Genomic DNA, 26030 nt, shown 5'->3' on the forward strand with positions numbered 1-26030 from the left:
GCTGCCCTTGCCGACCGGTCTGGTCCGCGGCCTGGTCCGAGAATCCAATCGATGATCGTTCGACCCGTCGCCTGCCCCTCCCCATGTCTGTTCTGAAGCATCGGCCGCAGCACTCCCCGGCACGGCCACTTCGCAGCCGCCTGCGCCTGGCGATGGCGGCGATGGCCGGCATCGCCCTCGGGACACTCGGGGCCGGCTTGCTGGGTGCCTCAGCGCCCCGCTCGGCCCAGGCCCAGGGCACCCCGGGCCTGGTCGAGTTCCGCTGGGACAACAGCAAGGATTACCGGCGGCTTTATTACTTCATCACCGATACGGCCCGGCTCAAGCGCTCGGAGTACTACCTGCTGTTGCGGCCCAAGGATCGCAACACGGCCATCCTCAAACTCAGCGTGGTGGTGCCCCAGAATTTTGATGTCAAGATTTCGCCGGAGGATGTACAGCTCTGCTTCATGAAGGAAGGAGGCATGATGTCGCGCACCGGTTGCAGGGAAAAGATTCCTGCCACGGTTGAAATTTCGAAGGATGGCCGCTCGATCGACATCTTCCCGGATCGGCCTGTTTCGGATGAGCGCACCATCGGCGTTTACATGAACATCTTCAATCCGTTCAACATCGGCATGTATCAATTCAATGCCCTGGCCCAGGCGCCCGGCGACGTTCCCTTCGCCGGATACCTCGGCAGCTGGCTGATTCAGATCGATCCCACCAACTGACCGATCGAATGACCGGCCGACTGATACGTTGGTTCATCGACCCTGAGCGAGTAGTAGAGCCGCACCATGACGAAGCGCACCCTGGAAGGAACGAGCCGCAAGCGCAAGCGGGTGTCTGGCTTTCGTGTTCGGATGCGGTCCCACACGGGCCGTCGGGTGATCCGCACCCGCCGCCGCCGCGGCCGCGCCCGTCTGGCTGTTTGAGCCCCAGCCGGCGGGCACCATGGCCCTGCCGCCGAACCTGCGTCTGCGGGGTCACAGAACCTTCGACCGCCTCTACAGGAACGGACGCCGCTTTCATGGCACCTGGATGGTGCTGCGGACCCTGAAGGCGGAGGAGAGCCTGCTGAGCAGCAGCCTTGCGGCCGTGCCCACGAGCCCCCTGCGCTGCGCTGTTGTGATCAGCAGCAAGGTGAGCAAGCGTTCGGTCAGTCGCAACAGGCTGCGCCGGCTCATTCATGCCTGGCTCCAGGTCCACTGCGGTTCTGCCGCTGCCTTGGCCGACCCACCCCAGTGGCTGCTGTTCAGCCTCAAGCCGGGCTGCGCCGAAGCCGACCCCGAGGCCTTGCTGGGAGAATGTGCATCGTTGTTGCGGAAGGCAGGTCTGAGCCGATGACAGGTCAAGCGCCGGAAGCCCAGGGCACCAGCCCTTCCCCCCCCACGCCTTTGCTGGAGCCAGTCTTCTATGAGGGCGGACCGGCCAGGGGAGATCTGATTTTCAATCTTGTCTTCGGCCTCACCCTGATCGGGATTCCCTTCGCCGTCGGCGCCATCGTCCGAGCCCTGTGGCTGCGCTATCGGATCACCAGCCGCCGGATTTCGGTGAGTGGTGGTTGGCTGGGCCGCGACCGCAGCCAGATCAGTTACGCCCAGATCCGTGAGGTGCGCTCGGTGTCCCGCGGTTTCGGTGCCTGGGGTGACATGGTCCTGGTTCTCAACGACGGCGCCAAGCTGGAAATGCGCTCCCTGCCCCGCTTCCGGGAGACCGAGGCCTACATCCTTGAGCGCATGGCCGCCCGCAACCCGTCGAATGGTTCTGGTCTCCGCACCGCGGAGAGCAAGGGATTCGGCGACGCCCTGGCGTCCGGCGCCTGAGCCCCCTGCTGGGGCACACTGTCCTGAAGAACCTTCCCACCCCCGTCGCCACCCCGCCGTGATCGGCTACATCTCCGACAATCTGCTGCTCCCGATCCTCGATTTCTTCTACGGGTTGGTGCCGAGCTACGGGCTGGCGATCATTGCCCTCACGGTGGTGATCCGCCTGGCACTGTTCCCCTTGAGTGCCGGATCGATCCGCAGTGCCCGTCGCATGCGGATCGCCCAGCCCGTGATGCAGAAACGGCAGGCGGAAATCAAGGCGCGCTACGCCAGCAACCCCCAGAAGCAGCAGGAAGAGCTCGGCAAGCTGATGAAGGAATTCGGCAGCCCCTTGGCGGGCTGCCTGCCCCTGCTGGTGCAGATGCCGATCCTGTTTGCCCTGTTCGCCACCCTGCGGGGCTCACCGTTCGCCGATGTGCCCTACACCTTGAATCTCAAGGTCTTGCCGGCCGAGCAGATCGCCACGGTGGAGCCAAAGCCGTTCAACACCGCCAGCCATTCGATCTTCATCACCGAAACCAGCCACGTGCCGGTGATCGCCAGCCTGGAGCAGGGAACCAAACTCGGCGTCGGCGACACGGCTCAGATCGATCTTCACACCAAGGACGGCGAGCCCTTCGCCGCCTCCCTGGCCAATGTGGAGAACGGCTCGGCTTACCTGCCCAGCTGGGGCATCACCAAAGGTGAAGGAGTGGTCCGGGTCAGCGACACCGGCCGGATCGAAGCCCTCAGCCCTGGCGATGCCACGATCGAGGCCAAGGTGCCTGGGTTGGCGGCCCGCAGCGGCTTCCTGTTCATCAAGGCGCTCGGCCAGGTCGGCTTCTACACCGACGGGGCGATCAACTGGGACATCGCCATCCTGGTCGGCGCTTTCGGGGCAAGCCTGTTCGTCTCCCAGATCCTCTCCGGGATGGGAATGCCCCCCAACCCCCAGCAATCCACCGCCAACAAGATCACCCCGGTGATGATCACCGGAATGTTCCTGTTCTTCCCGCTGCCCGCCGGCGTGTTGCTCTACATGGTGGTGGCCAACATCTTCCAGGGTCTCCAGACCTTTCTGCTCACCCGCGAAGCTCTCCCAGACAACCTTCAGGAGATCCTCGACCAGCAGCTTGCCCAGCAGACCGTGGCTGTCACGGCCACCAGCGGCTCCGGAATCGAGCGGCTGCCCTTCGAGCCGAAGGGCAGGAAATGACCCAGCCGAGCCGGCCCTTCCGCCCGGAAAACCTGCCGTTGCGGCCGGTGCCTGTGCAGGAGCTGCGCCTGCTCGCCGGTGGGGCCAGCTGGTCGGTGGATCAGTTCCTGCCGGAGCTGGAAAGCCTCACCCCGGTGCGCGGCACGCTCACGGCCATCCATGCCGGCCACCGGATCGAGCTCAGCGGCGAGGGCCGCACGGTCATCACTCTGCGCTGTGATCGCTGCCTCAACCCCTTCAGCCAGCCGCTCCGCTTCCGTTGCAGTGAGGTGGTTGCCCTCAGTGTCGAGAATCCAGGTGCCTGGCTGGAATCCGCTGCCGAATCAGCCCAGTCGGCCGAATCACCCGATGGTGCCGATCCCGCCGATTCCGAGCAGCCGGTGGATTGCCTCGATCCCCTGGGAAGCTTCGAGCCGGCCCGTTGGTTCGTTGAGCAGCTCAGCCTGCAGCGGCCTTGCCGCAACCATTGCGGCGCCACCTGCCCGGGCCCAGGCCCGCTGCTGGCGGCGGCGCCCCTGCCTGATCCCCGCTGGGCCCAGCTGAGCCAGCTGAGCCGTCCTGGTTGATCCAGGCCGATGGTTTACCTCCCATGACTGAGTCCTGGTCGGATCACCTCGATCTGTTGATCCGGGCCCGGGCGCCGATTCTCTGGATCCGCTCGCCCGAGGAGGAGCGCGTCGAAACTCTCCTGAATCAGGCGGCGGAGCGACTCGGCAACCGCACACTCTTCCGCTGGGACTTCGTCGATGGCCTGGCCGGGCTGCCAAACCGCTCCGGTGAGGCGGCGCGCAACCCGATGGCCGCCCTCGACAGCCTGCAGGCCTTGCCGCAGGACCAACCCGCCATTCTGCTGCTGCTTGATTTTCACCGCTATTGCGAGGACCCCGGCATCTGCAGACGCCTGCGCAACCTCTCCACCAGCCTGCGCCGACAACCGCGCACCCTGGTGATCACCGCCCCGGAATGGCAGGTCCCCAGGGAGCTGGAAGAGTGCCTCACCGTGGTGGATCTTCCCCTGCCCTCGGCCATCGAGATTCGAGGGCTGCTGGAGAGCATCGCCCGGGCCAGCGGCCACACGCCCCCCGCCGCCGAGCTTGAGCAGCTCATCCACTGCTGCAGTGGCCTCACCGAGCAGCGGATCCGCCAGGTGGCGGCCAGGGCCCTCGCCCGGCGTGGCCAGCTTGGCTCCGAGGATCTAGCCGAGGTGCTGGAGGAGAAGCGCCAGGCGATCGCCCGCAGCGAACTGCTGGAATACTGCCCCACCGAGGCGAGCCCTGCCGACATCGGCGGCCTGGAGGCGCTCAAGCAATGGCTGGACCAGCGTCGCCTGGCCTTCAGCGACGAGGCGGAACGCTATGGACTGCCCCTGCCGCGGGGTGTGCTGCTGGTCGGTCCCCAGGGAACCGGCAAGTCGCTCACCGCCAAGGCGATTGCCCACAGCTGGGCGATGCCCCTGCTGCGCCTGGACGTGGGCCGCCTGTTCGCCGGCCTGGTGGGAGCCAGCGAGGCGCGCACCCGCGACATGATCCGGCGGGCCGAGGCGATGGCCCCCTGCGTGCTCTGGATCGACGAGATCGACAAGGGCTTCGGTGGCGACAGCCGCAGCGACGGGGGTGCCAGCCAGCGGGTGCTGGCCAGCCTGCTCACCTGGATGGCGGAGAAGACCTCGGCGGTGTTCGTGGTCGCCACCGCCAACGGAGTCGCCAACCTGGCCCCGGAGCTGATGCGCAAGGGGCGATTCGATGAGATCTTCCTGCTTGATCTCCCCGACGCGGCGGAACGGCGAGCGATCCTCAGCCTGCAGCTGCAGCGGCGGCGGCCGGGGAACAGCATTCCCCTGGAGGTGCTGGTCGATCGCACCGCAGGATTTTCCGGAGCCGAACTCGAGCAGACTGTTGTGGAGGCCATGCACCTCGCCTTCGGTGACCATCGCGATTTCGGCGAGAGCGACCTGATCCGGGCCGCCAGCGATCTCGTGCCGCTGTCGCGGACGGCACGGGAGCAGCTTGAGTCGTTGAAGCAGTGGGCCAGCAGTGGCCGGGCCCGACCGGCCTCCAGGTTGCGTGGTGTAACGAAAGCTGACGCCCCGTAACGAAGCCCGACGCCGGGTAACGAAACAACCGGCTGGCCATGGCGGGCAGGCCATTGATCCCTACGGTGCCTGCAATCGCCCACCACCCCTTGGATCGTCCTTCCGCCGCCACCCAGATCACCGTGGCTTTCCTCGGTGCCGGTGTGATCACCAGCTTCGCTGTGGCCCAGGGGCAGAATCCGCTCACGGCTCTGGGAATCACTGTTTTCTCCGCTCTCGCCGCCGTGATGGTTGGCCAGGTGCTCTGAAGCCCACCCCCTGAGTGGTTCAGGTGGCCGGTTTCCCGGCTTCATTCAGAAGAGCCTTGCTGCAGGGATGCCCTCTGGGTGGAATAGGGATGGCCTTGATCGTGGAATTCTCTTGATCGTGAGGTTCTCATGATCTCCGTTGCAAGATCTCCGCGGAGGCCTTGCCGTTCCCATCCTTATCGTTGATCACGATCGCCCCGCACCGGAGTTGCCGATGGTCGCGCCTGTCCTCCGGCAGACCCTCAGGACAGGGCCCCAGCGGGCGCAGCGGGGATCACCATGAGCGGTGATCCGAGGCTGGCTGTTGCCGTCTTTGACACCAAGCCCTACGACCGTCTGCACCTTCCGGCGGCCACAGGTGCCGATGTGGAGCTCCGCTTCCTGGCTTTTCGCCTCACGGCTGAAACCGCCGCTGCCACCCATGGTGCCAGGGGCGTCTGTGTCTTCGTCAATGATCTTGTCGACCGGGCCTGCCTTCAGCAGCTTGCCGCCCAGGGCACCGAACTCGTGGCCCTGCGGTGCACGGGCTACAACAACATTGATCTGGCTGCCGCTCGCGACTGTGGAATCGCTGTCACCCACGTTCCCGCCTATTCCCCCTATGCCGTGGCGGAGCATGCCGTGGCCCTGTTGCTCAGCCTGAATCGCAAGATTCACCGGGCCTACAACCGGGTACGGGAGATGAATTTCTCTCTGCAGGGTCTGGTCGGAACCGATCTCAATCAGAAAACGGTGGGCATCGTCGGAACGGGCAAGATAGGCAAGATCGTGGCTCGCATCCTGCATGGATTCGGGATGGTCGTGGTGGCCTATGACCCCTACCCGGATGCCGCCTGGGCAGCGCGGGAGGGCATCACCTATCTGGATCCGATCACCCTGGCTTCGATCTGTGATGTGATTTCCCTCCACGTTCCACTCACGCCGGAAACCCACCACATCATTTGTCGCGAAACCATTGAGCGGATGAAACCTGGGGTGATTCTGGTCAATGTGAGCCGGGGTGGGCTGATCAACACCACGGAGTTGATCACGGCTCTCAAGTCGGGGCGCCTCGGCGGGGTGGCGCTGGATGTCTACGAGGAGGAGGAGGGGGTGTTCTTCGAGGATCTCTCCGGCCATGTGCTGCAGGACGACCTGCTGGCCCGCTTGCTCACCTTCCCGAACGTGCTGATCACGGCTCATCAGGCATTCCTCACCCATGAGGCCCTCGGCGACATTGCCCAGATCACGGGAGCCAATCTCCGGGCCCTGGCGGCGGCTGAGCCCTTTGTGGAAGGCTCCGTGCTCACCTGAGGCCACTGCGGTGCCATCCATGGACATCCACACCCCGGCCCAGCTGCGCGAGCTCATGCCCGCCCTGGCCAACAAGACCTACTTCAACTACGGCGGTCAGGGACCGCTGCCCACCCCGGCTCTGGCGGCGATCACGGCGAGCTGGGAGCGGATCCAGGAGCTGGGCCCCTTCAGCTCCGACATCTGGCCGTGGGTCTCCCAGCAGGTCAGTGGCTTGCGCGGTTCACTGGCGGCGCTCTGCGGCGTTGCACCAGCACGGTTGGCCCTCACCGAAAACGTCTCCAGCGGTTGCGTGCTGCCGCTCTGGGGGCTTCCCTGGCAGCCCGGTGATGAACTGCTGATCAGCGACTGCGAGCACCCCGGCATCGTGGCCGCCTGCCGTGAGCTGGCGCGCCGCGAAGGGCTCAGCCTCACCAGCCTGGCGGTGAAGAAGGTTCGCGGGGATTCGGCCGCCGCAGTGGCTGGCGCCGTGCTGACGGCCCTCGAAGCCGCCCTCACGCCCCGCACCCGCCTGGTGGTGCTCTCCCATCTGCTCTGGAACACCGGCCTGGTCATGCCGATCGCGGCGGTGGCGGCGCGGCTGCAGCAACAGCCTCGCCATCCCTGGTTGCTGGTGGATGCGGCCCAGTCGGTGGGAAGTCTGCCGGTGGCCGAAGCGGCCAGCTGCGCCGATATCTACGCGTTCACGGGCCACAAGTGGTGCTGCGGCCCTGAAGGGTTGGGCGGAGTCGCCCTCTCCGAGCGGCTGCTGCTGGAATCGCAGCCCACACTGGGTGGCTGGCGCAGCCTGGCCAGTGAAAGCGACGGGACCAGCCAATGGCACAGGGATGCCCGCCGCTTCGAGGTGGCCACCTCCTGCACCCCCCTGCTGGCCGGGCTCAGCACCTCGCTGGCGCTGCTCGGATCCCTGGGGAGCTGTGCGGAGCGGCTGGCCACGATTCAGGCACGCAGCAACCGGCTCTGGCTCGGATTGCAGGCAATCGATGGAATCTCCCCCCTGCTGAGCGGGCCACCACCTGCCGGTCTGGTGAGCTTTCAGCTGGAGGGGCGCAGCCCGGAGGCGGTGGTGCAGGCCCTCGGGCAGCAGCGGATCTGGCTGCGCAGCCTCGATGATCCCGCCTGCCTGAGGGCCTGCACCCATGTGACCACCAGCGCCGCCGAGGTGGATCAGCTGCTGGACGCCCTGCGGGAGCTGGCCTGAGCCGCCGCAGGGTGGGGGCGATCAGCCGACCGTGTCGGAGGCCATCAGTTTGCGGTGAACCCAGCCCGCCAGCAGGGCACCGGCGATCGGCGCCACCCAGAACAGCCAGAGCTGGGCCATCGCATCTCCTCCCACCCAGGCCGCCACGGCGGTGCTGCGGGCCGGATTCACGGAGGTGTTGGTGACGGGGATGCTGATCAGGTGGATCAGGGTGAGGGCCAGACCGATCGGCACGCCGGCAAATCCTCCGGGCGCCAGACGGTCGGTGGCACCCATGATCACGAGCAGAAACACGAAGGTGAGGATCAGCTCGATCAGCAGTGCCGACCAGAAGCCATAGCCCCCGGGCGAATGGGTACCCCAGCCATTGGTGGCCAGGGGGTTGCTGCCGGTGAGGGCGAAGCCGTCCCTGCCGCTGGCCACGATCATGATCACCCCACCGGCGATGATCCCGCCGAGCACCTGGGCCACCACATAGGAGAGCAGTTGCGAGCCGGGGAATTTCCCGGCTGCCCAGAGGCCGAAGCTCACGGCCGGGTTGATGTGACAGCCGGAGACATGGCCGAAGGTGTAGACCATCGTCAGCAGGGTGAGGCCGAAGGCAAGGGAAACGCCCAGGAAGCCAAGACCCAGTGGATTGGCCGCGGCGCTGTCGTAGGGAAAGACAGCCGCCAGCACAGCACTTCCGCAGCCACCCAGCACCAGCCAGAAGGTGCCGATCAACTCAGCAAGGAATTTCCTCGAAAGTGGAACACCAGCGGCCATGGAAAAAGCGGAAATAATCAGGGCATATTGTCACATAAGGGAGGCAGCCCCTTGCCGCTGGTGGTGTGAAGGGACACACGGGCCGGCTCGGCTGGAGGGCACATTCCCTCTTTCTGCTGGGTTGAGATTTTTTGATTCAACGAAACAGTTGTTTCGGCCAGGGAGCCGATTAGGTTTTCTGCGGATTCCATCCAGCCTGGGGCTCTTGCTCCCCTGCAACAGACGAAAAATGCAATCTTCCTCGATGCGTGTTCCTCCTTTTCCTCTCTCGAGGCTCCTGATTCCTTCGGCCCTGATCGCCGGCCTGCTCGCCACGGCCGCGCCTGGACGGGCGATGTCGCCCCAGGAGATGCTCAAGGCTGCCGAGGCGGGCTGTCTGGAGACTGCCGCCAAGGAGGGTTGGCGCGCCGATCTGGCCAAGGTGATTTCAAGCAAGGCTCTTGACGCAGACAAGGTGCAGGTGGTTCTTGATCTCACCAAGGACGGCACCAATACAGCCCGGCTCACCTGCCCCTACAGCCTCAGTCAGGGGGTGGGAAAGTTCGGTGACAACTTCGCCAAGTCGATGGCCACCACGGTCAGCGCGGCCGATGAATTGAACCGTGGCCGGATCTGGTGGCTGCTGCTGCCGATCGGCCTGGCTGTGATCAGTTGGAATCTGCTGAAGAGTCGCGAAGGCGCCGCCTGAGCAGAGCCAGGGCCTGCTCGGCCTCTTCCCGGTCGTCGAAGTGGATCCTGCCGGTGCTGAGGATCTGGTAATCCTCGTGGCCCTTGCCGGCGATCAGCACCAGATCCCCGGCCACCGCTGCCGCGATGGCCAGGGCGATCGCCCTGGCCCGATCACCCTCCACCACCAGAGCGGTGCCGGCGGGGATGCCGGCCACCACGTCGTCGAGGATCCGCTGGGCATCTTCGGTGCGCGGGTTGTCGGAGGTGACCACCACCCGATCCGCCAGCCGGGCGGCGATCGCCGCCATCTGGGGACGCTTGCCGCGGTCGCGGTCGCCGCCGCAGCCGAACACGCAGATCAGCTTGCCTGGGCAGAAGGGCCGGCAGGCAGCCAGGGCATTCTCGAGCCCATCGGGGGTGTGGGCGTAGTCCACAAGCACGGCGGGCAGGGCCTCGCCAACGGTTTCCCCCAGTGCCACGCGCTCCATGCGCCCGGGCACACCCTGAAAACTGGGGATGGCCTCCAGCAAGGGATCCAGGGCCAGGCCCTGTTGGTTCAGCACCCCCACCGCCTGCAGCAGATTCATCAGGTTGAAGCGCCCCACCAGGGGCGATCGGAAGGAACCGCTGCCGAGCGGGGTGCAAAGAGTGCCGCTCACTCCCTCGGCGCCGAATGAGAGATTCTCCATCCGCAGCTCGGCGCTGGGGGCAGACAGGGAGCTGCGCCAGAGTCGCTCGCCAAGGCTCCCTGTCAGTTGATCGGCCAGCTGGCGGCCCCAGGGGTCATCGATGTTCACCACCACCGCTCCCTCCAGCAGCGGTGTGCTGAACAGCCGGGCCTTGGCCTCGAAATAGGCCTGCATTGAAGGGTGGTAATCGAGGTGGTCCTGGCTGAGGTTGGTGAACACGGCTCCGGCGAAGCGGCAGCCCGCCACCCGACCCTGGTCGAGGGCGTGAGAGCTCACCTCCATGGCCGCCAGTTCACTGCCGGCCTCGGCTGCGGCTGCCAGCTGGCCTTGCAGCACATCGGCAAAGGCGGTGGTGTGGGTCGCGGGGGCGTGGTGGCCCGGCCAGCGGTTCACCAGGGTGCCGAACAGGGCGGTGGGACGGCCGCAGCAGGTTGCCAGGTGTTCGATCAGATGGGTGGTGGTGGTCTTGCCGTTGGTGCCTGTCACGCCGATCAGGCCCAGCCGCTGGCTGGGCTCCCGCCAGAAGGTGGCGGCCAGCTGGCCGGCCCAGTCGGCCAGGGGCTCCCCGACCACCAGGACCGGATCACCCCCCGCCGGCGGCCGGGCCACCGCGGCTTCCGGCGTGATCACGGCCGCCACCGCCCCGGCTGCGACGGCCGCCGGCCAGAACAGTCCGCCGTCGACGTTGTGGCCCGGCAGGCCGATGAACAGGTCGCCGCAGCCGATCCGCCTGGAATCACAGCTGATTCCGGTGACCTCGCCATCGGCGAGGCCGACGGGAATCTCCGCTCCGATCTGTTTCAGGAGGGAATGGAGCAGAACGGGCATGACGGGGGGATGGTCTGGGATTGGATTCGGGCCTTTTTAGGCGGTCGGCTCCTGTGCGCCGCTGATCAGGGGGCCGTGGGCGGCAGGGCCGCGAGGCTCTCCTGCAGCCACCGGGCCAGCCGCTCGCCGGTCAGCCGGGGCGAGACCCGGGGGAGGTCGTGCCATGTTCCCTGGCGTTGCACGGCCAGAACCGGCACCTGCAGGCCGTAGCGGGCCTGCAGGGCGGGATCGCCATCCACATCCACCACGCGGAGATCAAGGGCGGGACGAAGGGCACCCAGCCGTTCGGCAAGGCCCTGGCAGAGGCAGCAGTTGGCCCGGCTGTAGAGGATCAGGGAAGGCCGGCTCTGCATGGCTCAGTCCGGCACCGGATCGCAGCCACAGGGAGTGAAGGGATGGCAGCGCAGCAGCCGGAGCAGGGTCAGCCAGCCACCACGCCAGGGCCCGTGACGTTCGATCGCTTCGATTCCATAGGCGCTGCAGGAGGGGATGAAGCGGCAGCGCGGACCCAGCAGGGGTGAAAGCCAGCGGCGGTAGCCGCTGATCAAGGCCAGCAGGAACGACCTGAGCAGCCCGCTGAGGGCAGCAGGTCCAACCGATAGGATCGACCGTTGGTGCTCCACAGCCGGTGGCAGGCGGGACTCATCCCATCCTGCCTCCTGCCTGGCCCACCTGAACGCCAGCCCTTTGTTGATTCATCCATGTCTCGCTACCGCGGTCCTCGCCTGAGGGTGACGCGGCGCTTGGGGGACCTTCCCGGTCTCACCCGTAAGTCCGCCAAGCGGGCTTATCCCCCCGGTCAGCACGGCCAAGCCCGTCGCAAGCGCTCCGAATACGCCATCCGCCTCGAAGAAAAGCAGAAGCTCAGGTTCAACTACGGCATTTCCGAACGTCAGCTTGTGCGCTACGTGAAGAAAGCCCGGGCCCAGGAGGGTTCCACCGGAACCAACCTGCTCAAGCTCCTGGAGAATCGTCTCGATAACATCTGCTTCCGGCTCGGGTTCGGACCGACGGTCCCCGGTGCCAGGCAGCTTGTCAACCATGGCCACATCACCGTCAACGGCCGCGTGGTTGATATCCCCAGTTATCAGTGCCGCCCTGGCGACCTGATCGTGGTGCGGGAACGCAAGGCCAGCAAGCAACTGGCCGAGGGCAACCTGGAGTTTCCCGGCCTTGCCAACATTCCGCCCAATCTTGAGCTCGACAAGAACAAGCTCACAGCCAAGGTCAATGCCCGCATCGAGCGGGAATGGGTGGCTCTGGAGATCAACGAACTGCTGGTGGTTGAGTTCTACAGCCGCAAGGTCTGAACCAGCCCTTCTGAACCGTCGTCTGCCCCTGCGATTGGCAGGGGCTTTTTGATGGGCTCAAGCCGGCAGCCCGGTGGTGCCGGCCAGGCTCAGATTCCGATCAAAAACTCCAGAGCGGCCGTCACATCCGGCTGCCGCATCAGGGCTTCGCCCACCAGCACCGCATCGGCGCCGGCGCTCTGCATCCGGTCGAGGTCGTCGCGGTTGAGGAGCCCCGATTCACTCACCAGCAGCGCGCCAAGGCGGCGCACCTGCTCGCCATGGCTGGCCATCAGCTGCTCGGTGGTGGCCAGATCCGTCGCGAACGTGGTCAGGTCGCGGTTGTTGATGCCGATCATCTTCACCCCTTCAACGGCCAGCACCCGCTCCAGCTCGACGGCGTCGTGCACCTCCACCAGCACCGCCAGGGAGAGGCTGGCCGCCACCTTGAGCAGATAGGTGAGATCCTGATCGGTGAGGATCGCGGCGATCAGCAGAGCCGCATCGGCACCTGCCGCCCTGGCCTGGTACAGCTGGTAGGGGGAGAGGATGAAGTCCTTGCAGAGCAGCGGCAGGCTCACCGCCTGGCGCACGTCCACCAACACGTCGAAGCCCCCCTGGAAGAAGGTCTTGTCAGTGAGCACCGAGAGGCAGCTCGCCCCACCGGCCCCATAGCCCCGGGCCAGGGCCGCCGGATCGAAATCCTCGCGGATCACGCCTTTGCTGGGGCTCGCTTTCTTGATCTCGGCGATCACCGCCGGCTTGCGGCAGCTGGCCCGCAGCGCCGCGATGAAGTCGTGGGGCGGAGGCAGCTTGGCCACCTGCTCCTGGAGCTGGGCCAGGCTGAGCTGCTCCTTGGCGGCTGAGATTTCCCTGTCTTTCTCCCAGACGATCTGCTCGAGGATGTGACGGGGCTCCGCCTCGGAGTGGGGGATGCCGTACTGCAGATGGGCCACCTTGACGGGCGGGTTGGGGGGACGGCGGCGAATCTCCAAGAGCCGAAGGCGAAGGACTGGATCGAACGACTGGATCGTAGGAATCGGTCGGCTGGGCCGCTGCTCAGAGCTGGGCCGCCGCCTGCTTGTAGGCCACCTCCACCAGCTCGCTGAGGGTGGGGTGGGTATGGACCTCGCTGGCCAGTTCCCGCACACCCTGGCGTCGGGCCACCGCATTGGCGATCTCCTGGATCAGGTCGGCGGCGTGCAGGCCGTAGATGTGGGCGCCCAGCACCTCGCCCGTGTCCTTGCGGAACAGCAGCTTCATCAGCCCATCGCTCTCCAGTTCGGCCAGGGCCTTGGTGTTGGCCTTGAAGTAGCTGCGCACGGTGCCGAGGCTGAATCCCTCGGCGGCCGCCAGCGCCTTGGCCTCCGCCTCTGAGAGCCCCACCGAGCTGATCTCCGGGTGGGTGAAGGTGGCGGCCGGAATCGAGCGGTAATCGATCAGACGGCTGTGCCCGAGGATGTTGTCCACCGCCACGGTTCCCTGGGCGGCGGCGGTGTGGGCCAGCATCAGCTTGCCGGTCACATCACCCACGGCCCAGAGATGGGGCACGGGCTGGTCGTTGACCAGCACCCGCAGGGCGTCGTCGACCGGAATGAAGCCACGGCTGGTTTCCACCCCGACGCTGGCCAGATTGAGATCGCCGCTCGCCGGAGCCCGGCCGGTGGCCACCAGCACCGCATCCACCTCCAGCACCTCGACCAGCTCCTTGCTGGCCATCGAGGCCAGCTCGATCCGCACGGGGCTGCCCGGGCTCACCTTGCGGGCCAGCAGTCCGGCGCGGGTGTCGATCTCGCGGCCCTCGATCAGCCGCTTGGCGGCGATCCTGGCGATGTCGGGATCGAAGGTGGGCATGATCCGATCCAGCGCCTCGATCATCGTGACTTCACAGCCCAGGGCGGTGTAGACGTCGGCGAACTCGAGCCCGATGTAGCCGCTGCCGATGATCGCGATCCAGCGGGGCAGCCACTCCAGGCTGATCGCCTCATCGCTGGTGAACACGGTGCGGCCATCGGTTTCGATGCCGGGCGGCACGAAGGGGTTGGAACCGGTGGCGATGATCACGTCGCGGGCGGTGTGGACCTTCTCGACACCGTTCGGTTCACGAACGGCCACCCGCTGGGGTCCGTCGAGTCGCCCCTTGCCCCGCAGGATCCTGGCGCCGGCGCGTTCCACTGTTCTGGTCAGGTTGGCTCGAATCGCTTCCACCAGCTGGTTGGCATGGTCGGCGATCTTCTGGCGCTCGAAGCGCACCGGCCCGGCATGGATGCCGAAGCCCTCGAGGTGCTCGGCATCGGCCAGTTCCCGCACCCGGCCGCTGGCGGCCAGCAGGGCCTTGGAGGGAACACAACCCCTGTTCACGCAGGTGCCCCCCATGTCACGGGATTCGATGATCGCCGTGCGCAGGCCATGCTCGGCGGCGTGTTTCGCCGCATCGAAACCGCCGTAGCCGGCCCCGATCACGATCACATCGAAGTCGAAACTCACGGCGGTGCGCTGCTGGGAATGCCCGGCATTCTCTCCTGCTGCTGACGCCAGCGCTCGAGGAGCAGCGGCGCGGCTGCCACGGCCACATTGAGGGATTCGACCGTGGGGCTGTGGGGAATGGTCACCCGGTGGCTGCAGCAGGCGAGCAGTTCCGCCCCCAGCCCGGCCGCTTCGTTGCCGAGCAGCAGCACGGTTGGCAGGGTCCAGTCGAGCTGCCAGTAGGGCTGGGTTGCCGCCCCGCTGCCGGGCACAACGGCGGCAACCACCTGGGCCCCCTCGCGGCGGGCCTGCAGGAGGCGTGGGGCCAGGTCGTCAGAGCGCCAGTGCGGCAGGGCCAGGGCTGCACCGGAGGAGGCCCGCAGCACCTTGGGTTGCCAGGGATCGGCGCCGCCTGCCAGCCAGAGGGCCTCCACGCCGGCGGCCAGGGCGGTGCGCATCAGGGTGCCGAGGTTGCCCGGATCCTGGAGGTGGTCGAGCGCCAGAACGAATCCGCACCGGGATGGGCTGGCCGGATCCGGCCAGGGCAGGCTGAGCACCACCCCATCGGGATGGCGGGTGGTGGCGATCGCCTCGAGCACCGCTTCGGAAACGAGCTGCACACCGGCCAGGGATCTCCTGGCCCCATGGCGCTCCAGCCAGGCCGGGGTGGCCAGGATCTCGGCGGGCCGCAAGCCGAGTCCGAGCGCCTCTTCCAGCAGATGGGTGCCCTCCAGCAGCAGCAGGCGTTGCTCCCGCCGGGCTTCGGCCCCGTGAAGAGCACGGAACCTGGCGACCAGGGGGTTGCGACGGCTGCTGATCAGCCCCGCGGGAGGGCTGCGATCCGGGGGGGCATCGTCCACGCGCTCAGAAGGACTGATGACGCCTGACAACGGTGGGATCGTTGATCACGAGGCTGGAGTCGACCATGTCGAGGCCATTGATCGAGGCCACTTCGCCCTTCAGGCCCTCCGACTGGAGATTTTCGACAAGCTTCTTGAGCACGATGTCTTCGATGGTGGCCTGATCGAAGCTGTCGGGGGTGAGGCTTTCCAGAAACTTGCCGATTTTGCCCGCGACCACCTCGGATGCATTGGTGATCTTGAGAACGATCATCGGGCAGCCAGAACCGCGAGAGGTAGCTGGAACAAGGTTTTCAGAGGTTAGCGGCTGATTGAGAGGCGGCCACCAGTGAGGGGAGAAAAAAGTGCGGATGGGGAGACTTGAACTCCCACGACATTGCTGCCACTAGTACCTGAAACTAGCGCGTCTACCAATTCCGCCACATCCGCTGGCTCACCACCGAAGTGGAAATACAACCTTAAAACATCGAAGGCCCGCCCCTTGGCTTGATCCTTTGACGCAGGCCTTAACACCAGAGTCGCCTGATGTCAAAGTTGTGACCGATTAAGACACTTCCTCGGGCGGACGCCTAGACGGCGACCGGCTTGGTTGTCAAGATGCCCAGACGCAACAACAGTCAATACCATGATTCTTATCGCCCCTCCCCCTTCCCAGCTGCAGACGGTGCCCCAGCTGGAAATCCAGGGCGGTTGCCGTCTGGCCGGTGAGGTCCGGGTGGGAGGAGCGAAGAATTCCGCCCTGGTTCTGATGGCGGCCTGCCTGCTGACCACTGAACCCCTGCGTCTCAGCAACGTCCCATCCCTCACCGACATCGGCGCCATGGGGGAGATTCTCTCGGCGATGGGCGTCAAGGTTCGCAGCGGTGCCGGATGGGTGGAGCTCGATGCCAGTCAGCTCAATAGGTCGATGCCTCCCTACGAGCTTGTCAGCAGCCTGCGGGCCAGTTTCTTCTGCATCGGCCCCTTGCTGGCCAGGCTCGGCATGGCCAACGTGCCCCTGCCCGGTGGCTGCCAGATCGGCACCCGGCCGGTCGTCGAGCATGTCAAGGGCCTGAAGTCGCTCGGGGCCCAGGTCACCATCAAGCATGGGGTGGTCTCGGCGGCCATGCCCGGGCGCAGCCAGCGCCTGGTCGGTGGGCGCATTCACCTGGATTGCCCCAGTGTCGGAGCCACGGAAACCCTGATGATGGCGGCCGCCCTGGCCGACGGCGAAACGGTGATCGAGAACGCGGCCCTGGAGCCGGAAGTCGTCGACCTGGCCAACCTGCTGGTCGCCATGGGTGGTGAGGTCCGTGGAGCCGGCACCCCCACAATCACCATCGTTGGGGTCGAAAGCCTCCATGGCGCCGATTTCGCCGTGATCCCCGATCGGATCGAGGCGGGCACCCTGTTACTGGCGGCGGCGATCACCCGTTCCGTGCTCACCGTCGGGCCGATCATTCCCGAGCATCTCGGCGCTGTGATCACCAAGCTCGAAGACATCGGCTGTTCTTTCGAATCCTCCGGCGATGGCCTCACGATCCGCCCCGGCACCCTTGGTCCCGTCGATCTCCGCACCCAGCCGTTCCCAGGATTCCCGACCGATCTCCAGGCCCCGTTCATGAGCCTGCTGGCCACGGTTCCCGGCACCAGCTTCATCGTTGAAACGATGTTCGAGAACCGTCTTCAGCACGTGGCTGAACTGCAGCGGATGGGGGCTGATATCCGCCTCCAGGGCAACACCGCCGTGATCGAAGGGGTCCCGCAACTGAGCGCCGCCCCGGTCAAGGGCACCGATCTGCGTGCTTCGGCGGCCATGGTGCTCGCCGGACTCGCAGCTCAGGGCACCACCACCATGCAGGGCCTCTCCTACCTCGATCGCGGCTATGCCGATCTGGAAGGCAAGCTCAATTCCGTTGGTGCCAGGATCCGTCGTGTGGAAGCCTGAAGCCAGCCAGGGTTAAGGTCGTTTTCAAGGGAGCGTGCCGGAATTGGTAGACGGACTCGACTCAAAATCGAGCGCCTTCGGGTTTGTGGGTTCGAGTCCCACCGCTCCCATCCCATCGGGTCCTGAGCCCGAAATCCGCAGCCTGGGCCCGCCGCCTCAGCCGCTCAGCGCGGTGATGGACACCTATGCCCGCCTGCCCCTGGAACTGGTCAGGGGGCGCGGCGTCTGGGTGAGGGACACCCAGGGCCGCCGCTATCTCGATTGTGTCGCCGGCATCGCCACCTGCACCCTCGGCCACAGTGACCCGGCGATGCGTCGCGCCCTGAGCCGCCAGCTCGGTCGGCTGCAGCATGTCTCCAATCTCTACCGGATCCCCGAACAGGAGCTGCTCGCCACCTGGATCACCAGCCGCAGCTGCCTCGACCGCGTGTTCTTCTGCAATTCCGGTGCGGAGGCCAACGAAGCCGCCATCAAGCTGGCCCGCAAGCATGGCCACATCGTGCGGGGCATTGAGCGGCCGCTGATCCTCACCGCCCAGGCAAGTTTCCACGGCCGCACCCTGGCGGCGGTGAGCGCCACGGGCCAGCCGCGTTACCACCAGGGTTTCGAGCCGATGGTGGAAGGGTTCCGCTTCTTCCCCTACAACGACACGGCGGCGTTCGAGGCCCTGCTCGCGGCGGCGGAGGCCGACGGTCCGAGGGTGGCTGCGGTGCTCCTGGAGCCATTGCAGGGGGAGGGCGGGGTGAATCCCGGCGATCCCGCCTTCTTCCGTCGCGTCAGGGAGCTCTGCGATCAGAACCGCATCCTGCTGATCTTCGATGAGGTGCAGATCGGCATGGGCCGCAGCGGTTCGCTCTGGGGCTACGAGAAGCTCGGTGTGGAGCCCGACGCGATCAGCCTGGCCAAGGGTCTGGGGGGAGGGATTCCGATCGGGGCCCTCGCCGTGAAGCATGCCGCTGACCATTTCCGACCCGGTGACCACGCCAGCACCTTCGGCGGCAACCCGTTCGCCTGTCGCGCCGCGCTCACGGTGGCCGAGGAGCTGGAGCGGCGCCTGCTGGTGCCCCATGTGCAGCGGATGGGTGAACTCCTCCAGCAGTTGCTCGCTGATCTGGTCAGTCGCCGCCCCCAGCAGCTCGAAGGCGTCAGGGGTTGGGGCCTGCTTCAGGGCCTGGTGCTGCGGGCTGATGGCCCGGCCGCGGCCGACGTGGTGCTCCGCTCCATCGAGGCCGGCCTGCTGGTGGTGGCAGCGGGGCCAAGGGTGGTGCGACTGGTGCCGCCCCTGGTGATCAAGCCCCGTCAGCTCAGGCTGGCGGTGTCGCGGCTGGAGCTGGCCCTTCAGGCGATCGCCTCCGCCTGAGCGTGGCCCCCCCGGCGGATTCGTTTGCCGACCTGATCGAACCCTTCAGCCGGCGGGGCATCGACCTGGGCCTGGAGCGGCTCAGTGCCGCCCTGGCCGAGCTGGGACATCCGGAGCGCCGGTTCGCTGCTGTTCAGGTGGCGGGCACCAATGGCAAGGGATCGGTCTGTACCCTTCTGCACGCGGCCCTTTCGGCCGCTGGGCTCCGCTGCGGCCTCTACACCTCGCCCCATCTGGTCAGCTGGTGTGAACGGATCCGACTGGGCCCTGACCTGATCAGCCCGGCCCGGCTCCGTGCCCTGTTGAGCGAGCTTCAGCCACTGGCTCGCCGTCATGACCTCACCCCCTTCGAGCTGATCACTGCGGCCGCTTTTCAGGCCTTCGCGGCGGCCAATCTGGAGATCGTCGTGCTGGAGGTGGGGCTGGGCGGACGACTCGACGCCACTACCGTTCATCCCGGTCGACAGGTGGTGGGCTTCACCCCCATCGGCATGGACCATGCCGAGTATCTCGGCTCCAGCCTGGGGCTGATCGCCGCCGAGAAGGCCGGAGTACTGATCAAGGGCGGCACCGCCGTGAGTGGACCACAGCATCCGGAGGTGGCACTTGCCCTGGAGCGGCGGGCCGTGGCCCTCGGCTGCCGCCTGCACTGGGTTGACCCGCTCGAAACCTGCGGCGAGGCGTTTGTGGCCGGTGCGCTGCATTGGCGCAGCGGACTGCCGGGCCAGGTGCAGCGCTGCAACAGTGCCGTGGCCCTCGGCATGCTCCGACTCCTGCGCCAGGGCGGCTGGACCATTCCCGATCAGGCGATCACGGCTGGGTTCGCCGCCGCCAGGTGGCCCGCCCGGCTGCAGCCGTCCAGCTGGCGGGGGCACCCCCTGCTTCTTGATGGGGCCCACAACGTGCCGGCGGCGAAGGCCCTGCGCTCTGAGCTGGATCACCGCTCGGCAGGACAGCAGGCAGATCGGCGGCCCTGGTGCTTTGTAGTGGGGATGCTGGCCAACAAGCAGGGGCCTGAACTGCTCGCAGCTCTGCTCGCTCCCGGCGATCGGGCCTGGCTGGTGCCGGTGCCCGGCCACGCCTGCTGGAGCCGGGACGACCTCCTTGCCGCCTCGCCCAGCCTGGGCGACCAGCTCGATGCCGCCGGCGATCCCAGCACCGCCCTGGCGGCCGCGATCGCCGCCTCACCCGGCGATCAGCCGGTGGTGGTGGCGGGATCCCTGTATCTGCTGGGCAGTTTCCTGTCGATCGCCGAGGGAGAGTGAGAGCAGGATTCGCCAGCCCAAGCCATGCGCCTGACCAGACAGCTCAGCCGAGCGCTGCGTGATCTGCTTCCCATCCCCGCCCTGCTGCTGCTGCTGCTGCTGCTGAGCACGGCGGTTCTGCCCCTTGACGCCCTCGACACCGCGGCCGGCGTGGGCCTGCAGGAGCGGGCCCTGTTTCAGGATCACGTCGAGTACACCCTCACCGACCAGAGCGGGCAGGATTTCAGCGGCCAGCAGCTTCGCAACACCTCATTCGCTGGGGTGAAGGCCCAGGATGCCAACTTCGCCGGTGCTGATCTGCGCGGAGCGATCCTCACCCAGGCCACCTTCACCCGCGCCAGTTTCAACGGCGCCGATCTCTCCGATGTCCTGATGGATCGGGTCGACCTGACGGCGGCCGATCTCCGCGGCGCCCTGCTGCAGGGGGCGATTGCCTCAGGCAGCAGCTTCAGCGAGAGCCTGATCGAAAACGCTGATTTCACCGATGCCCTGCTCGATCGTGCCGATCAGCGGCAGCTGTGTCAGCGGGCCCATGGCACCCACCCGATCACCGGGGTCAGCACCAGGCTCAGCCTTGACTGCCGCTGAGGGTTGACCGGTCGAGCCAGCCGCGCAGCTTGCCGGGGTTGAGCAGGCCAGCTGGATCGTGGGCGGCCTTGGCCGCCACCTGATCGGCATCGATCACACCGAGTCCCCCCTCTTCCACGGTGAGGGAATGGGGATTGAACAGCACTGCCCCGAGGGCCTGGGCCTGGCCGATCAGATCGGCCAGGGCGGCCCGCCCCCGCCAGCGCACCAGCGGCAGGGCCACCAGTCGCTGGCTCCCCTGGTGGCGGACCCCCTCCAGGTGCCAGAGCAGCTCATCACCCCAGCGCCGCTTCAGCGCCGTCAGGGCGGTGGCGGCGGGTTGGGGCAGCAGCAACTGCAGATAGGTCCAGCCGGGGTCGTGGGCCCGCAGGTGCAGCGTGGTGTGGTTCCAGCCCAGTTCCCGCAGGGGCAGGCCCAGTTCCCGCAGGGGCAAGCCCAGCTCCCGCCGCTCCGCCGCCTGCCAGACCAGCTCACCGCCCAGTTCCCGCAGCAGCGGCTCCAGGGTGCTCAGCGCGTCGGCTGCGGCCAGCAGCAACAGCCGATGCCCCCGGGCCGGCGGGCAGCCGCCTGGCCCGTTGCCGCCGGGGGCGGGAAGGAGGCGCGCCACAGCCGCCTCCAGCAGGCAGAGGCTGTTCAGCAGCAGGGCCGTTGCCGGCAACTGGCTCGCCGCTTCAAGGGCGGAGTCCCAGCTCTCGAAATCCACCACCACCTGCTGCCAGGCCACCGCGGCCGCTGTCGGCAGGCTCACGGCGGTGATGATGCCATTGGTGCCGTAGGCATGGTTGAGGCCGCGACTGGCGGGGGCGTCGAGCTGGAGCAGGCGCGGTTCGCTCTCCATCGTGACCACCTCGAGGCCGACCAGGTTGCCTGGCTCCCGCAGAAATCCCCAGCGCAGCGAGCCGATCCCCCCAGAGCCGCCGGCGATGAAGCCGCCCACGGTGGCGCTCCGCCAGGTGCTGGGTGCCAGACGAACCGCCCGGCCTGAAGCACTCAGTTGCCGGTCCAGGTCCGCCAGCAGGCAGCCTGCTTCCGCCGTGACGATGCCGCTGGCGGCATCGAACTGGCGCAGCCGATTGAGGCCGCTGAGGTCGAGCACCACCCCACCGGCCAGGGGCACGCACTGGCCGTAATTGCCCGTGCCGGCTCCTCGGACAGTGAGGGCGACACCCTGCCCGGCGCAGGCCCTCGCCACCAGGAGCACCTGCTCTGTGGTGGCTGCCTGCACCACGAGCTGGGCCCTCTGTGCACTCAGCAGCGGAGCGAGCACAGGGGAGAAGTCGGAGCGATCACGGGAGAATCGCTCCAGCTCCGCGCCGCTGCTCAACAGGCGCAGTGGAGATCCCAGGGCGAGGCTGCCATCCCGGAGCTCCGCGGTGATCGCCGCCAGCTGCTGGGCACTGGCCCGGGGCGTCAGCCCCGTTGGCAGGCTGATCGGCAAGAGATCCGCTCCGGGTTGATCGCTCACAGCGGCAGGGCCTCCAGCAGGGGGGCCAGCACCGGTGGATCGAGGCGCGGCAGCCAGGTGCCCCTGCGCAGGATCCGCCGCTGGGGACTGCGCGCCAGCAGGTCGCTCCAGCTGCCGGCTGCCAGCACCACGAGATCGGCTGGCGCGCCTTCCCGCAGCACCCCATCCCATTGGAGTCCCATCAACCTGGCGGCGGCGGTGGTGAAGGGCATCAGCCCCTGACGCTGCCAGGGGGCCAGATGGGCCGCCGGCACCGACAGCCGCAGCAGCTCGAGGGGGTCGAAGTCGCCACCGGGGAACCAGGGATCCTGCACATTGTCACCGCCGACCGCCACTGTGACGCCCGCACGCTGCAGCTGGCGGATCGGGGCCATCGGCCGGGCCATCGGCGTGTCCTCCTCCCGATGACCGAGCAGCCAGAGGTTGGTGGTGGGCAGGGCCACCACCGCCAGCCCAGCCACTGCGAGCCGCTCAGCGAGCTGCTGGCAGCGGCGCGCCGGCAACAGGGACATGCTGCAGCTGTGGCTGCAGGTGACGGGAATGGCGATCCGCTGATGCCGCACCAGCTCGGCCACCAGGGCCACACCCGCCCCGCCACCGGCGGCGCTCTCATCCACATGGAGGTCGACGCCACAGCCCAGGCCATCGGCAAGTCGCAGCAAGGCCAGCAGCCCCTCCCGGTCCGCCCCGCCGGGAGGGAAGGGGGCACCGAGCACACCGCCAAGCAGCACCGAACCGGACTGGCTGCTCAACCGCCTGGCCAGTCGGGCTCCCTCCTCCGTCGCCCAGTGGCCGACGGGCACCAGGGCCACCAGCTGGAGGCTGAGCCGTTCCTTCCACTGGGCTTGCACTCCCAGCAGAGCCTCCCAGCTCGGCTGGGCGCCGGGGCCAAGGCTGTCGACGTGGCTTCGGATCGCTCTTGTTCCCTGGCGCCAGGCGCACTGCAGGGCCCGCTCCCCCCGATGGCTCACCTCCTCCTGGGTGCGTGAGAGGTGCTCCCGCTGGTTGGCGGCGAGTGCGCCGGCCATGCTGCCGCCCCGATTCGGGTGCGACTCCCAGCTGAAGGCTTTGTCAAGGTGCGCATGGGGCTCGACAAGCGGGGTCAGGGCCAGGGGGAGCGGCTGATCGGGCCGGCCCTGATGGGGGCGGATCCCGGTGATCAGCCCGTCTCGATGCTCCAGGCGCACGGCCACCAGGCCATCGGGGTTCGGGGCGGGCAGGTCGCTTCGCAGGGGGGCAATCAGGCTGCGGGGCAGCAGCAGGGGCGGCAGGGTGGTGGATTCCACGGCTAAGGGCCCTGCTGGCGGCTGGCGGGCTCGCTGCGATCACTGGAGGTCGTGAGGATCACGAACTGACCTGCTCCCGCCAGGGTGAGGGCTCGGTAGGTCGGCAGCCCCAGGAAGGGGAGCACCTTGCGGCCGCCGATCGCGGTTCTGTACAGGCTGAACACCACGAAGTTCTGGCGTTCACTGCCTTGCGCCGCCAGGGATCCGAGCAGGTCGCGCTGGCTCCGGATCAGCTCCGGGCAGTTCTGGATCACCAGCCGCAGGGCCATCGGCAGTCCGTCAGGCCCGCAGAGCTCCGCGGTTGCCCGCTCCACCAGTTGCCCGGCCGCGAATGCCTCGAAGTCGGCCGGGCCGGGGTTGTTCGCCGCCAGGGCCAGGCTGGCTCCGCCCAGCCCGGCAGCGGCCAGGAGCAATGTCCTCCAGCGACGACGGGGGGTGGGCGGGACGGTCGGCAAGACAGGAGGGTTGGTCTGCTTGATACATTGGCAAAGATCACGGCGGGCGTCGCCAAGTGGTTAAGGCAGCGGCTTGTGGTGCCGCCATCCGGGGGTTCGAATCCCCTCGCTCGCCCTCAATTCATCCAGCAGCCAATCGGCGGCGGCAGGGCTCCTGACCGGATCGGCGCAGGCCAGTCCGGTTTCTCTGCTGATCGCCTCGCAGGCTGATTCGGCTTCCGTCGCGCCCAGCTTTGCCGTGTTCAGGGCCACGGCGCGGATCCGGGGCAGAGGCGCGTTGACGGCCCGGCCGAGGGCTGCGAGCTGCTCGATCGCGCTGATCAACTGGACCAGGGGCGGCAACGGAATCGCCGGCTGATTGGTGAGGGCGGTCTGTCCCGCCCGGTGGACCAGCAGGAGGCCGGTGGGCTGGCTTCCCCGGATCAGCGGAAGGGTCGCGCTGGAGCCCGGGTGGCAGAGGGAACCCTGGCCCTCCACGAACAGCAGGGTGTCAGCCCCAGCACCTCTGGAGGCAGCCAGCACCGCGGCTTCCACGGCGCCGGCGGCGAAATCGAGCCGCACCGCATCGAGGGGCACACCGCCGCCGCTGATCAGGATGCCCGCCTGTCCGGTGCCGACAAAGCGGGCATCGAGGCCCTGTCGCTGCGCCGCCGCGGTCAACTCCAGGCAGGCGCTCATCTTGCCCACCGCCATGTCGGTGCCCACCGCCAGGAACCGTTCGCCTGGCAGGGTCGCCGCCCGGGCGGCTGCGACCACCAGGCCGGCGGGCTCCTGACGCAGATCCCAGATCCACTGGCCAGGCCTGAGCAGCGCTGCCAGCTCCGGGTCGTGGCCCAGCCGGGTGTGCAGGCCACTGGCCAGATCAAGCCCCGCTGCCAGGGCGGCCACGAGATCGGCGCGCAACCCCGCCGGCAGGCGCCCGCCGGATGGAGCCAGTCCAACCACGGCCACCTGTGGTGCATAGGGCAGGGCTGCCTGCAGATCAGCCACGACGGGGACCGCACGTCTGATCCCGGTGACCGCCTCCAGGTCGGAGCCGGCCCAGGCCGGATCCACCACCGCCACGATCGGACCGGACCGGTAGCGCAGCATCGCCAGGCCGGTCTTGCCGGAGAGGCTGTCGAGTCCGCCGTGCAGCAGCAGCACCACCGGGGCGCTGGCGCTCAGCATGGTTTCGCTGCCACCACCCCCAGACCGGGGCGAGGCGAGGGGTGCAACAGGTCCCCGGAGCGAACCGGACCCTCGAACGGGTCGTCGCGCAGATTGAGGTGGCTGTCGAGATCCGGCCAGCGCACCAGCGGCAGCAACTGGGCCGCGGCACCGTTGAGCAGCGCGCTGTCGGAGTAGCACCCCAGCATCAGATCCAGTCCCAGCCGACGGGCCGTACGGGCCATCACCAGGGCTTCGCTGAGCCCGCCACTCTTGAGCAACTTGAGGTTCACACCATCGACATGCGGCGCCAGCCGGAGGAGATCCGCCAGGTCCCAGCAGCTCTCGTCGGCCACTAGGGCGATCGGGCAGTGCAGATCGAGGGCGGCGAACCCGGCGGTGTCGGCCTCGGCATCGGCCAGGGCCGGCAGGGGCTGCTCCACCAGCACCACCCCCTGATCGGCCAGCCAGGGGATCAGCCCCTGGGCGGTGGCCAGATCCCAGCCCCCGTTGGCATCCACCTGGAGTTCCGCCTGCCCCGCCGCGGGTTCAGCCGCCAGGGCCGTCGCCACGGCCCGCACGAGTGCCCGGTCATGGTCGGGGCCGTCGGGACTGCCCAGCTTGAGCTTCACCCGGCTGGGGCGCAGGCCCAGCTGCTGGCTCCATCGCTCCAGCCTGGCCAGCACCTGCTCCGCCGAACCCAGCCCGAGGGTGACACTGGTGGCGCTGCAGGCCTGGGGATCAAGCCCCCAGAGCTGCCAGAGCGGCAGGCCGAGCCGCTTGCCCCACCAATCGCTGAGCGCCAGATCAAGGCCGCAGCGGGCCGGCGGTGAAAGCAAGGCCAGCACAGGTTCAAGGGCCTGGAGATTGGAAGGGTTCCAGGTGGTTGGATCGGAATCGGTGCCCTGATCAAGCAGGGGGAACACGGCTTCCAGTTCTCGTTCCAGCCTGTCGGTGCTGAAGCGGCGGTGGCCGGTATCGAAGCCGCCGGTTTCGCCCTGGCCCACCACACCTTCATGTTCCACCTCCACCAGCAGTCGCTCCACGCTCGTGGTGGTGCCACGGCTGATTGCCAGGGGCACCAGCTTGGTGAGCGAAAATCGACGCAGGCGCCCTTGCATTCCCCCAG

General features: G+C 67.5%; 28 protein-coding genes, 3 tRNA genes and 1 pseudogene. 18 read left to right on the top strand and 14 right to left on the bottom strand.

The genetic code is table 11. The features are described 5' to 3' along the window. The first annotated feature begins 83 nt into the window (after positions 1-83). The 10 genes from ACXMDY_RS00660 to ACXMDY_RS00705 all read left to right on the top strand — a co-directional run bounded on the left by ACXMDY_RS00660 (position 84) and on the right by ACXMDY_RS00705 (position 7840). Positions 84-713 (top strand): DUF2808 domain-containing protein, encoded by a 630-nt coding sequence (locus ACXMDY_RS00660; protein WP_259702923.1) that lies wholly within the window; start codon positions 84-86, stop codon positions 711-713. Between the two features lie 66 nt (positions 714-779). Next, entirely contained in the window at positions 780-917 is a 138-nt protein-coding gene (gene rpmH / locus ACXMDY_RS00665) for a 50S ribosomal protein L34 (RefSeq protein WP_006170261.1), read from the top strand. Between the two features lie 19 nt (positions 918-936). Further along, entirely contained in the window at positions 937-1329 is a 393-nt protein-coding gene (locus ACXMDY_RS00670) for a ribonuclease P protein component (protein ID WP_259702924.1), read from the top strand. Beyond that, on the top strand, positions 1326-1808 hold the full coding sequence (locus tag ACXMDY_RS00675; RefSeq protein ID WP_259702925.1) for a PH domain-containing protein: 483 nt from the start codon (positions 1326-1328) through the stop codon (positions 1806-1808). The genes ACXMDY_RS00670 and ACXMDY_RS00675 overlap by 4 nt, the downstream gene beginning before the upstream one ends. 58 nt (positions 1809-1866) lie before the next feature. Continuing rightward, positions 1867-3006 (top strand): membrane protein insertase YidC, encoded by a 1140-nt coding sequence (gene yidC, locus ACXMDY_RS00680; protein ID WP_259702926.1) that lies wholly within the window; start codon positions 1867-1869, stop codon positions 3004-3006. Beyond that, a complete protein-coding gene (locus tag ACXMDY_RS00685) occupies positions 3003-3572 on the top strand; it encodes a YceD family protein (protein ID WP_259702927.1) in 570 nt (189 codons plus the stop codon). The genes yidC and ACXMDY_RS00685 overlap by 4 nt, the downstream gene beginning before the upstream one ends. Positions 3573-3595: 23 nt before the next feature. Continuing rightward, entirely contained in the window at positions 3596-5098 is a 1503-nt protein-coding gene (locus ACXMDY_RS00690; protein WP_259702928.1) for an AAA family ATPase, read from the top strand. Between the two features lie 89 nt (positions 5099-5187). Further along, the gene (locus tag ACXMDY_RS00695) at positions 5188-5346 is read left to right on the top strand and encodes a hypothetical protein (protein WP_259702929.1); all 159 of its coding nucleotides are present in this window, start codon (positions 5188-5190) and stop codon (positions 5344-5346) included. A 279-nt stretch (positions 5347-5625) separates the two neighbouring features. Further along, positions 5626-6639, top strand: coding sequence for a 2-hydroxyacid dehydrogenase (locus tag ACXMDY_RS00700; protein WP_311133954.1), 1014 nt, complete (start codon positions 5626-5628; stop codon positions 6637-6639). Positions 6640-6658: 19 nt separating this feature from the next. After that, positions 6659-7840 carry an aminotransferase class V-fold PLP-dependent enzyme gene (locus ACXMDY_RS00705; RefSeq protein WP_259702930.1) on the top strand — a complete coding sequence of 394 codons (1182 nt, stop codon included), beginning with the start codon at positions 6659-6661 and terminating at the stop codon, positions 7838-7840. A gap of 21 nt (positions 7841-7861) precedes the next feature. On the opposite strand, the gene aqpZ is transcribed toward ACXMDY_RS00705, so the two are convergent. Beyond that, the gene (aqpZ, locus tag ACXMDY_RS00710; protein WP_259702931.1) at positions 7862-8605 is read right to left on the bottom strand and encodes an aquaporin Z; all 744 of its coding nucleotides are present in this window, start codon (positions 8603-8605) and stop codon (positions 7862-7864) included. 244 nt (positions 8606-8849) lie between these two features. On the opposite strand from aqpZ, the gene ACXMDY_RS00715 reads away from it, so the two are divergent. Then, positions 8850-9293, top strand: a complete 444-nt coding sequence (locus tag ACXMDY_RS00715) for a hypothetical protein (protein WP_259702932.1) — start codon at positions 8850-8852, stop codon at positions 9291-9293. Here the strand turns inward: ACXMDY_RS00715 and ACXMDY_RS00720 are convergent. From ACXMDY_RS00720 to yidD, 3 genes are all read right to left on the bottom strand, one after another. Then, positions 9253-10791, bottom strand: a complete 1539-nt coding sequence (locus ACXMDY_RS00720; protein WP_259702933.1) for a UDP-N-acetylmuramoyl-L-alanyl-D-glutamate--2,6-diaminopimelate ligase — start codon at positions 10789-10791, stop codon at positions 9253-9255. The two genes, ACXMDY_RS00715 and ACXMDY_RS00720, sit on opposite strands and share 41 nt — an antisense overlap. Positions 10792-10856: 65 nt before the next feature. Continuing rightward, positions 10857-11144 (bottom strand): glutaredoxin family protein, encoded by a 288-nt coding sequence (locus tag ACXMDY_RS00725; protein WP_259702934.1) that lies wholly within the window; start codon positions 11142-11144, stop codon positions 10857-10859. Positions 11145-11147: 3 nt separating this feature from the next. Then, on the bottom strand, positions 11148-11414 hold the full coding sequence (gene yidD, locus ACXMDY_RS00730; protein WP_259702935.1) for a membrane protein insertion efficiency factor YidD: 267 nt from the start codon (positions 11412-11414) through the stop codon (positions 11148-11150). 78 nt (positions 11415-11492) lie between these two features. Here yidD and rpsD point away from each other — a divergent pair, with 78 nt between their 5' ends. After that, positions 11493-12101, top strand: a complete 609-nt coding sequence (gene rpsD / locus ACXMDY_RS00735; protein ID WP_259702936.1) for a 30S ribosomal protein S4 — start codon at positions 11493-11495, stop codon at positions 12099-12101. 89 nt (positions 12102-12190) lie between these two features. On the opposite strand, the gene trpC is transcribed toward rpsD, so the two are convergent. The 5 genes from trpC to ACXMDY_RS00760 all read right to left on the bottom strand — a co-directional run bounded on the left by trpC (position 12191) and on the right by ACXMDY_RS00760 (position 15835). Next, positions 12191-13075 (bottom strand): indole-3-glycerol phosphate synthase TrpC, encoded by an 885-nt coding sequence (gene trpC / locus ACXMDY_RS00740; protein WP_259702937.1) that lies wholly within the window; start codon positions 13073-13075, stop codon positions 12191-12193. A 64-nt stretch (positions 13076-13139) separates the two neighbouring features. Then, positions 13140-14567: a dihydrolipoyl dehydrogenase gene (locus tag ACXMDY_RS00745; RefSeq protein WP_259702938.1), complete on the bottom strand. Its 1428-nt coding sequence runs from the start codon at positions 14565-14567 to the stop codon at positions 13140-13142. Next, on the bottom strand, positions 14564-15406 hold the full coding sequence (locus tag ACXMDY_RS00750) for a TrmH family RNA methyltransferase (protein ID WP_259702939.1): 843 nt from the start codon (positions 15404-15406) through the stop codon (positions 14564-14566). Before ACXMDY_RS00750 ends, ACXMDY_RS00745 begins: the two co-directional genes overlap by 4 nt. 4 nt (positions 15407-15410) lie before the next feature. After that, complete coding sequence (locus ACXMDY_RS00755; protein ID WP_259702940.1) at positions 15411-15659, bottom strand: hypothetical protein; 249 nt, start codon at positions 15657-15659, stop codon at positions 15411-15413. Between the two features lie 92 nt (positions 15660-15751). Then, positions 15752-15835 (bottom strand) — tRNA-Leu (locus tag ACXMDY_RS00760). Positions 15836-16031: 196 nt separating this feature from the next. Between ACXMDY_RS00760 and murA the strand changes: the two genes are divergently transcribed. The 5 genes from murA to ACXMDY_RS00785 all read left to right on the top strand — a co-directional run bounded on the left by murA (position 16032) and on the right by ACXMDY_RS00785 (position 20546). Further along, positions 16032-17333, top strand: coding sequence for a UDP-N-acetylglucosamine 1-carboxyvinyltransferase (gene murA / locus ACXMDY_RS00765; RefSeq protein ID WP_259702941.1), 1302 nt, complete (start codon positions 16032-16034; stop codon positions 17331-17333). 28 nt (positions 17334-17361) lie between these two features. Continuing rightward, positions 17362-17443 (top strand) — tRNA-Leu (locus tag ACXMDY_RS00770). A 65-nt stretch (positions 17444-17508) separates the two neighbouring features. Next, complete coding sequence (locus ACXMDY_RS00775) at positions 17509-18693, top strand: aspartate aminotransferase family protein (RefSeq protein ID WP_259702969.1); 1185 nt, start codon at positions 17509-17511, stop codon at positions 18691-18693. Between the two features lie 2 nt (positions 18694-18695). After that, positions 18696-19958, top strand: coding sequence for a bifunctional folylpolyglutamate synthase/dihydrofolate synthase (locus ACXMDY_RS00780; protein ID WP_259702942.1), 1263 nt, complete (start codon positions 18696-18698; stop codon positions 19956-19958). Positions 19959-19982: 24 nt separating this feature from the next. Then, positions 19983-20546, top strand: a complete 564-nt coding sequence (locus tag ACXMDY_RS00785) for a pentapeptide repeat-containing protein (RefSeq protein ID WP_259702943.1) — start codon at positions 19983-19985, stop codon at positions 20544-20546. Here the strand turns inward: ACXMDY_RS00785 and ACXMDY_RS00790 are convergent. Genes ACXMDY_RS00790 through ACXMDY_RS00800 form a run of 3 tightly spaced genes read right to left on the bottom strand, consistent with a single transcriptional unit; the run spans position 20527 to position 23752 of the window. Continuing rightward, positions 20527-22011 carry an FAD-binding oxidoreductase gene (locus tag ACXMDY_RS00790; RefSeq protein WP_259702944.1) on the bottom strand — a complete coding sequence of 495 codons (1485 nt, stop codon included), beginning with the start codon at positions 22009-22011 and terminating at the stop codon, positions 20527-20529. The two genes, ACXMDY_RS00785 and ACXMDY_RS00790, sit on opposite strands and share 20 nt — an antisense overlap. Beyond that, positions 22008-23297 carry an amidohydrolase family protein gene (locus tag ACXMDY_RS00795; RefSeq protein ID WP_457767250.1) on the bottom strand — a complete coding sequence of 430 codons (1290 nt, stop codon included), beginning with the start codon at positions 23295-23297 and terminating at the stop codon, positions 22008-22010. Before ACXMDY_RS00795 ends, ACXMDY_RS00790 begins: the two co-directional genes overlap by 4 nt. A gap of 2 nt (positions 23298-23299) precedes the next feature. Continuing rightward, positions 23300-23752 carry a DUF4359 domain-containing protein gene (locus ACXMDY_RS00800; RefSeq protein ID WP_259702946.1) on the bottom strand — a complete coding sequence of 151 codons (453 nt, stop codon included), beginning with the start codon at positions 23750-23752 and terminating at the stop codon, positions 23300-23302. 42 nt (positions 23753-23794) lie between these two features. Here ACXMDY_RS00800 and ACXMDY_RS00805 point away from each other — a divergent pair. After that, positions 23795-23867, top strand: a tRNA-His gene (locus tag ACXMDY_RS00805). A gap of 89 nt (positions 23868-23956) precedes the next feature. On the opposite strand, the pseudogene ACXMDY_RS00810 reads toward ACXMDY_RS00805, so the two are convergent. Together ACXMDY_RS00810 and ACXMDY_RS00815 are read right to left on the bottom strand one after the other, a co-directional pair. Beyond that, a pseudogene (locus ACXMDY_RS00810) lies at positions 23957-24922 on the bottom strand (DUF1611 domain-containing protein); the annotation flags it as partial. Continuing rightward, positions 24916-26022: a dipeptide epimerase gene (locus ACXMDY_RS00815; protein ID WP_259702970.1), complete on the bottom strand. Its 1107-nt coding sequence runs from the start codon at positions 26020-26022 to the stop codon at positions 24916-24918. The gene ACXMDY_RS00815 and the pseudogene ACXMDY_RS00810, both read right to left, overlap by 7 nt. Positions 26023-26030 lie beyond the last annotated feature (8 nt).

This window comes from Cyanobium sp. ULC082 (genome assembly GCF_977927535.1).

Coding starts and splice junctions, on each gene's coding strand:
- ACXMDY_RS00660 (WP_259702923.1), top strand. CDS start 84: ATGTCTGTTCTGAAGCATCGGCCGCAGCACTCCCCGGCACGGCCACTT.
- rpmH (WP_006170261.1), top strand. CDS start 780: ATGACGAAGCGCACCCTGGAAGGAACGAGCCGCAAGCGCAAGCGGGTG.
- ACXMDY_RS00670 (WP_259702924.1), top strand. CDS start 937: ATGGCCCTGCCGCCGAACCTGCGTCTGCGGGGTCACAGAACCTTCGAC.
- ACXMDY_RS00675 (WP_259702925.1), top strand. CDS start 1,326: ATGACAGGTCAAGCGCCGGAAGCCCAGGGCACCAGCCCTTCCCCCCCC.
- ACXMDY_RS00685 (WP_259702927.1), top strand. CDS start 3,003: ATGACCCAGCCGAGCCGGCCCTTCCGCCCGGAAAACCTGCCGTTGCGG.
- ACXMDY_RS00690 (WP_259702928.1), top strand. CDS start 3,596: ATGACTGAGTCCTGGTCGGATCACCTCGATCTGTTGATCCGGGCCCGG.
- ACXMDY_RS00700 (WP_311133954.1), top strand. CDS start 5,626: ATGAGCGGTGATCCGAGGCTGGCTGTTGCCGTCTTTGACACCAAGCCC.
- ACXMDY_RS00705 (WP_259702930.1), top strand. CDS start 6,659: ATGGACATCCACACCCCGGCCCAGCTGCGCGAGCTCATGCCCGCCCTG.
- aqpZ (WP_259702931.1), bottom strand. CDS start 8,605: ATGGCCGCTGGTGTTCCACTTTCGAGGAAATTCCTTGCTGAGTTGATC.
- ACXMDY_RS00715 (WP_259702932.1), top strand. CDS start 8,850: ATGCGTGTTCCTCCTTTTCCTCTCTCGAGGCTCCTGATTCCTTCGGCC.
- ACXMDY_RS00720 (WP_259702933.1), bottom strand. CDS start 10,791: ATGCCCGTTCTGCTCCATTCCCTCCTGAAACAGATCGGAGCGGAGATT.
- ACXMDY_RS00725 (WP_259702934.1), bottom strand. CDS start 11,144: ATGCAGAGCCGGCCTTCCCTGATCCTCTACAGCCGGGCCAACTGCTGC.
- rpsD (WP_259702936.1), top strand. CDS start 11,493: ATGTCTCGCTACCGCGGTCCTCGCCTGAGGGTGACGCGGCGCTTGGGG.
- ACXMDY_RS00755 (WP_259702940.1), bottom strand. CDS start 15,659: ATGATCGTTCTCAAGATCACCAATGCATCCGAGGTGGTCGCGGGCAAA.
- murA (WP_259702941.1), top strand. CDS start 16,032: ATGATTCTTATCGCCCCTCCCCCTTCCCAGCTGCAGACGGTGCCCCAG.
- ACXMDY_RS00775 (WP_259702969.1), top strand. CDS start 17,509: ATGGACACCTATGCCCGCCTGCCCCTGGAACTGGTCAGGGGGCGCGGC.
- ACXMDY_RS00785 (WP_259702943.1), top strand. CDS start 19,983: ATGCGCCTGACCAGACAGCTCAGCCGAGCGCTGCGTGATCTGCTTCCC.
- ACXMDY_RS00815 (WP_259702970.1), bottom strand. CDS start 26,022: ATGCAAGGGCGCCTGCGTCGATTTTCGCTCACCAAGCTGGTGCCCCTG.